Source organism: Rhodopila globiformis, assembly GCF_002937115.1.
Taxonomy (GTDB): Bacteria; Pseudomonadota; Alphaproteobacteria; order Acetobacterales; family Acetobacteraceae; genus Rhodopila; species Rhodopila globiformis.
This window is the reverse complement of sequence record NZ_NHRY01000228.1, coordinates 1-5,655: the sequence shown is the minus strand read 5'-3', so window position 1 is coordinate 5,655 and position 5,655 is coordinate 1. Positions and strand designations below refer to the sequence as shown.

Annotated in this window: 6 protein-coding genes; 2 read left to right on the top strand and 4 right to left on the bottom strand. The window is 69.9% G+C overall.

The annotated features are described in order from the left end of the window. Positions 1-315 precede the first annotated feature (315 nt). Genes coaE through CCS01_RS22060 form a run of 3 tightly spaced genes read right to left on the bottom strand, consistent with a single transcriptional unit; the run spans position 316 to position 2,596 of the window. Positions 316-903: a dephospho-CoA kinase gene (gene coaE, locus CCS01_RS22070; protein ID WP_104520925.1), complete on the bottom strand. Its 588-nt coding sequence runs from the start codon at positions 901-903 to the stop codon at positions 316-318. Beyond that, positions 900-1,739, bottom strand: a complete 840-nt coding sequence (locus CCS01_RS22065) for a shikimate dehydrogenase (RefSeq protein ID WP_104520924.1) — start codon at positions 1,737-1,739, stop codon at positions 900-902. Before CCS01_RS22065 ends, coaE begins: the two co-directional genes overlap by 4 nt. Further along, a complete protein-coding gene (locus CCS01_RS22060) occupies positions 1,739-2,596 on the bottom strand; it encodes an isocitrate lyase/PEP mutase family protein (RefSeq protein ID WP_104520923.1) in 858 nt (285 codons plus the stop codon). Before CCS01_RS22060 ends, CCS01_RS22065 begins: the two co-directional genes overlap by 1 nt. Positions 2,597-2,652: 56 nt before the next feature. Between CCS01_RS22060 and CCS01_RS22055 the strand changes: the two genes are divergently transcribed. Both CCS01_RS22055 and CCS01_RS22050 read left to right on the top strand, forming a co-directional pair. Further along, positions 2,653-3,489: an alpha/beta fold hydrolase gene (locus CCS01_RS22055; RefSeq protein ID WP_204848390.1), complete on the top strand. Its 837-nt coding sequence runs from the start codon at positions 2,653-2,655 to the stop codon at positions 3,487-3,489. Between the two features lie 82 nt (positions 3,490-3,571). Continuing rightward, positions 3,572-4,048, top strand: a complete 477-nt coding sequence (locus CCS01_RS22050) for a hypothetical protein (protein ID WP_104520921.1) — start codon at positions 3,572-3,574, stop codon at positions 4,046-4,048. Between the two features lie 441 nt (positions 4,049-4,489). Here CCS01_RS22050 and CCS01_RS22045 read toward each other — a convergent pair whose 3' ends face one another. Further along, entirely contained in the window at positions 4,490-5,353 is an 864-nt protein-coding gene (locus tag CCS01_RS22045) for a PCC domain-containing protein (protein ID WP_146101898.1), read from the bottom strand. Positions 5,354-5,655 lie beyond the last annotated feature (302 nt).

Genomic DNA, 5,655 nt, shown 5'->3' with positions numbered 1-5,655 from the left:
ATGCGGGTGCGCCGTCGCCCTGTCCCAACCGGCCTGCGGTCTGCTGTAACGCAAAATTACCCATTCTTGCCATCAGACTGCGGTCGGGGGAGTGTCCGCTTCAGAGGTGACAGCCAAGGCGATTGGACGACGAGAGTGGGCGCCAAGCCGCTGTCGGCCCGCGCCGCTGAACAAGCGCGTTCGGGGCCAGCGCCCGGTTCTCCTTTGACCTGGCTGAGCCAGGAACGGCCACTGGACAGGGCCGTTGGAATGGCTCCATTCTCCTGATGCGCATGGACCTGGCCGGCCAGAACACAAGGCCCCAACCGCCCCACCTCAAGGCCGCAGCGTGCCGATGAAGCGGCGCAGCGCCCGCAGCGTGTGCGCCCGCGACAGCCCGGTCTGAATCACGACGTCGGCGCGCTTGCGCTTCTCCCGGTCCGGCATCTGGCGGGCGATCACTGCCGCGACGTCGGCCTTGCTCATGCGCCGGCGCAGGCCGATGCGATGGATCTGGATCGCCAGCGGCGCCGAGACAACCACGACGGTATCGACCCGCCGGTCGCCCTTGGTCTCGAACAGCAGCGGGATATCCAGCACCACCGCCGGCTTGCCGGCACGGCGGGCGCGGGCGACGAAGGCGCGTTCCTCGGCCTCCACCATCGGATGCAGGATGTGCTCCAACCGGGTCAGTGCGCCGGGATTGCCCAGCACCGCCTGGCGCAGCGCCGCGCGGTCCACCACGCCGCCGCGGATCGTCCCCGGGAAGGCGGCCTCGATCGCCGGGATCGCCCGGCCGCCTCTCGCCTGCAGCTGGTGCACCGTGGCATCGGCGTCGAACACCGGGATGCCGGCGCGGCGGAAGGCGGCGGCGGCGGTGGACTTGCCCATGCCCATCCCGCCGGTCAGGCCGATGATCCTCACGCCGGTAGAAGGTCGGCCGCGACGAAGCGGCGCAGCGCGTCATCCACCGAGGGCTCGACGCCGAACCAGGCATGGAAGCCGGGGACGGCCTGGTGCAGCAGCATCCCCAGCCCCTCCACGCAGCGCAGCCCACGCGCCCGCGCCGCCGCCAGCAGCGGCGTCTCCAGCGGCACATAGACGATGTCGGCGACAGTCAGGCCCGGCCCGGCGCGGTCCAGGCCGAGGTCCAGCGCCGCGTGCCCCGTCATTCCCTGCGGCGTGGTGTTCACCACCAGCGCATGGTCCGCCAGCGCGTCCTCCCGCCGATCCCAGTCGATGACCGCCAGACCGGGCAGTTCGCGGGCCAGGCGCTCGGCGTTGGCGGGGGTGCGGTTGGCCAGCGTCACCCGCACGCCAAGGTCCAGCAGCACCGCCGCGATGGCGCGGGCCGAGCCGCCGGCGCCCAGGATCAGCGCCGGACCGGCCCCGGGATCGACGCCGTGGGCGCGCAGGTTCGCCAGGAACCCCCAGCCATCGGTGTTGCTGCCGACGATGCACCCGTCGCGGAACACCAGCGTGTTGACGGCGCCGGCGCGGCGGGCGGAGTCCTCCACGGCGTCGCATACCTCGAAGGCGGCGATCTTGTGCGGGATGGTGCAGTTGACGCCGGCGAACCCCGCCCACATCAGCCCCCTGATCGCCGCCGCGAAGTTCCCCGGCGCGATCGGCAGCGGCACATAGGCGCCGTCGATGCCATGACGCTCCAGCCAGAAGCCGTGCAGCCGGGGGGAGCGGGAGTGGGCAACGGGCCAGCCGGTAATGCCAGCCAGTCGTGCCTTGCCAGTCAGGATGGTCATCAGGTCAGAAACTTTTCGGTCCAGGTCTTGTAGTCGCCCTCGCGGGTGACGCGCGCCATCAGGTCCCGGGAGGCGATGCCGGTCAGCGCCGCGGGCTTGGTGCCCTCCCGCAGCGCCTTCATCGTGTCATAGATCGCTTTCACCGCCGCCGAGAAGGGCTGATGCCCCTGCAGCGCCACCCGCACGCCGCGGCTGGCCAGGTACGCTTTGTCCAGCAGCGCCTCCGGCACGCCGCCGAGCATCAGCGGCACCTTCACCTCCGCCGCGATGGCGTCGAGCTGGTCGCGCGTCAGCCCGCCGGCGATGAACAGCGCATCGACGCCCTCGGCCTCGTACGCCTTCAGCCGCCTGATCCCGTCGGCGAGGCCGGTGATCGAAGGCGCGCCGGTGCGGCCGATGACGACCAGCGACCGGTCCTCCCGCGCGGCAAGGGCAGCGCGCATCTTGCCGGCGCCTTCCTCGAGCGAAATCAGCGACGCCTTCGCCTCGCCGAACGCGCGCGGCAGCAGCGTGTCCTCGATCATCAGCGCGGCGACGCCGGCGGTTTCCAGCTCCTGAACCGTGCGCATCACGTTCAGCGCGTTGCCGTAGCCATGATCGGCATCGACCATCAGCGGCAGCTTGCCGGCGCGGTTGATGCGGTAGGCCTGGTCCGCGAACTCCGTCAGCGTCAGCACGATCAGGTCAGGCGCGCCGAGCACGGCGAAGGAGGCGATGGACCCGGCGAACATGCCGATTTCGAAGCCAAGCTCCTCCGCGATGCGGGCCGAGATGGCATCATGCACCGAGCCGGGATGGATGCAGGCCTCGCCGGCGATGGTCGCGCGGTAACGCTCTCGGCGATCGGTCCAGTGCATGCTTCCCCCCGTGTCGGTCCGGCGGCATGGTAGGGGCACAGGGGAGGACAGGAAAGATGGAGCACCACCACGCCGACCTGGGCGACGTGCGCCTGCACTACGTGACGACGGGATCGGGCTTCCCGGTCGTGCTGCTGCACGGCTGGCCGCAGAGCTGGTACGAATGGCGCAAGATCATCCCCGGCCTGGCCGAGCACTACCAGGTGATCGCGCCCGACCTGCGCGGTCTGGGGGATTCCTCGCGGCCGCCGGAGGGCTACGACAAGAAGACCGTCGGCAACGACGTCTGGCGGCTGGTACACGACGTGCTGGGGATTTCCGCCTTCCACCTCGTCGGCCACGACTGGGGCGGACCGACCGCCTATGCCATCGCGGCGGCGCACCCCGAGGCGGTGCGCAAGCTGGTGATCCTGGACGTGACCATCCCGGGCGACGGCAGCCCGGACATGAGCCAGGGCGGGCGGCGCTGGCACCATGGCTTCCACCGGACCCTCGACCTGCCCGAGGCGCTGGTGACGGGGCGGGAGGACATCTACCTCGGCTGGTTCTACCGCACCTACGGCGCCCGGCCGGATGCGATCCCCGAGGAGGCGATCGCCGAATACCTACGCACCTACCGCCAGCCGGGCGCGCTGCGGGCCGGGTTCGCCTATTACCGGGCGTTCCCGCAGGACTTCGCCGACAACGCCGCCATGGCCGCGCGGTCGAAGCTGCCGATGCCGGTGCTGGCGCTGGGCGGCGACCGGTCCTGGGGGCGGGGGACGGAGTCGCTCGAGTCGCTGCGCCGCCTGGCGGAAAACGTCGAGGGCGGGGTGATGGAGAACTGCGGCCACTTCATCCCCGAGGAGCAGCCGGCGGAACTGCTGCGGCGGCTGGCCGGGTTCCTGGCGTGAACCGGCCGTCGATGCCGAAACTGCATAGCTCCGGACTGCGGCGGCGGGCAAAGTTCCAACACGCAATATATCTGGAAACGCAATGAACTCCTTGAGCGCCATCCTGAGGGCCGTGCCCTGGCCGGTCTGCTGCGCGGTCGCCGTCTGGGGATGTTCCCGTCCGGCGCCGCCGCCGCCTGCCACGCCCCTGGCCACATCCCTGGCCGCGCCGCCGGCCGCGTCGTATGACGGGCATTACCAGGGCACGGTCAAGGTTTCCGCGGTTTCCTTCGGAACCGACCCGCAGACCTGCGCGGTCGATCCGCCGTTCGCGATGGATGTCAGGAACAACGCGTTCGTCTATGTCCAGCCACATCCACAGATCGCCGGAACCGCACCCGGCCTCACCGCGGCGAACACCACGACGACCTATCACGGCAGCATCGCGCCGGACGGAACCGTCTCAGGCACCAGCGATATTTATGGCGGAACGATCGCGGGACACGTTGCCGGCACGCACATGGGCGGGCAGATCAGCGGCGTGCTCTGCAGCTACACGTTCGCGGCCGACCGCGGGTGAGAGGGTGACTGGAGGAAGTTGCGGCTTCGTGCGTCCCGGGCGGCGGCCGTGCGGTGGATGGCGCATTTCTGTTCGCACAGCGAAAGAACTGAGGGCCTTGGAGAGCCACGGAGCGTCAGGGGGACGTCGCGCAGCCTGGTGCGGGTGTTGCCGTCGTGGCAGGCGGCTTCACCGATCCGGCCATGCGGCGATGCCCGGCGATTCACGGTGCGGCGATGCCGGTTGTCATGCGCTCGCGCGTTGCGCCCAAACGTCTTCCCTGTGGCCCTCCGCGACCCTCAGCTTTCCTCTGTGGTTACATGTCAGGACAATCCACCCGCACGCCCGTCCCCGGTGGCCGCCATCAGCCGAAACCCAGCCAACCGCCATCCCATTGCCAGCGGAACCGGCTCCGGCGTGCGCGGAGCGCGCCTCGCCCTGGCGGCATGTAACGCCCCCGGATCAGGCCCCCGCCGCAGCGACCTCTAACACCAGGTCGAAGGTGATGCACACCGGGTTTTCGCCGCGCTGAAGCCAGCCCTGGTGCACCGTGCCCTGCATGTCCACCACCAGCAGTTCCAGCGCCGCCTCACCGGCCCGGACACGGCCCTGGCGCACCAGGACCTCGGTGGCATGGTCGTCGATCCGGCTGCCGTCGGTGAACCGGGCGCCGATCAGGCTGCCAAGGCTGCCGCGGACCGCGGCGTCGCGGATGCCGTTGCTGCCGCAGATCGTCTCTACCGCCGAAACGACATCCTCGTTCGGCCGGATCCGGGCGACGATCCCGGCAGCCCCCGGCATCGATCGGCCTGACGGCTGGAACAGCGTGAAATTCGTTTCTTCGTCGGCCTCCGCCTGGATGCGGATGTCCGCGAAGCCCCAGGCCGTCGCCTCGCCCGGTTCAGCGATGATGGTTTCCTGCGGCAGGATGTGGCCACCGCGGCGGCGGCCGTCCGGCCCGGTCCAGGCGGCGTGGCAGTGGACCAGCGGCTTGCCGCCGGCCCAGCCGAAGGTGGCGTTCGCCCGCTCGATCCGGCTGATGCCATCCGGCGCGCGCGGGGCGGAGAACCAGGCGACATGGCTGGCATCGTCGGCCGGGCCGGGCATCACGTAGCGGAACGGGCTCAGCGCGACGTCGGTCAACACCAGGGTCGCCGACTGCAGGCCCGCAGCAGCCAGAGGCTCGCTCAGCGCCTGGTTCAGCGTCGCGCCGGCTGGCAAGGCAAACCATAACGGTTGCGGCTGCCCGCGGAACCACGTGATCCGTTCCGGATGCACCGGCCCGGGCTGCTTCAGCGTGCGCATCGCCATCCTTTCATGCTGCACCGCCGCAAATCCGCCGCGGCGATCGATTCCGGCCGGATGGCGGACATGGGACAGCGCCTCCTGATCGAGTGGGGAAGTATGCGCCGTGCCGGGTGCGCTGCAAAGCCGGGCCTGCCGGCATAAGCGCTAACGTAACCGGGAGTTCCCCCGGCTCTGCCGGGGAGGCAGCAGCAGTTTGACATTTGCGGGGGTAGGCCCCGGTTCGCCCATCAATGAAACTCTGGAGCGTGAGCCGCCAAAGCACACGCTGATGGAGTTCCATCAATGGACGAATTCGAGAGCCTAAATCACACCAAATGGGA

Coding starts and splice junctions, on each gene's coding strand:
- CCS01_RS22065 (WP_104520924.1), bottom strand. CDS start 1,739: ATGACCATCCTGACTGGCAAGGCACGACTGGCTGGCATTACCGGCTGG.
- CCS01_RS22060 (WP_104520923.1), bottom strand. CDS start 2,596: ATGCACTGGACCGATCGCCGAGAGCGTTACCGCGCGACCATCGCCGGC.
- CCS01_RS22055 (WP_204848390.1), top strand. CDS start 2,653: ATGGAGCACCACCACGCCGACCTGGGCGACGTGCGCCTGCACTACGTG.
- CCS01_RS22050 (WP_104520921.1), top strand. CDS start 3,572: ATGAACTCCTTGAGCGCCATCCTGAGGGCCGTGCCCTGGCCGGTCTGC.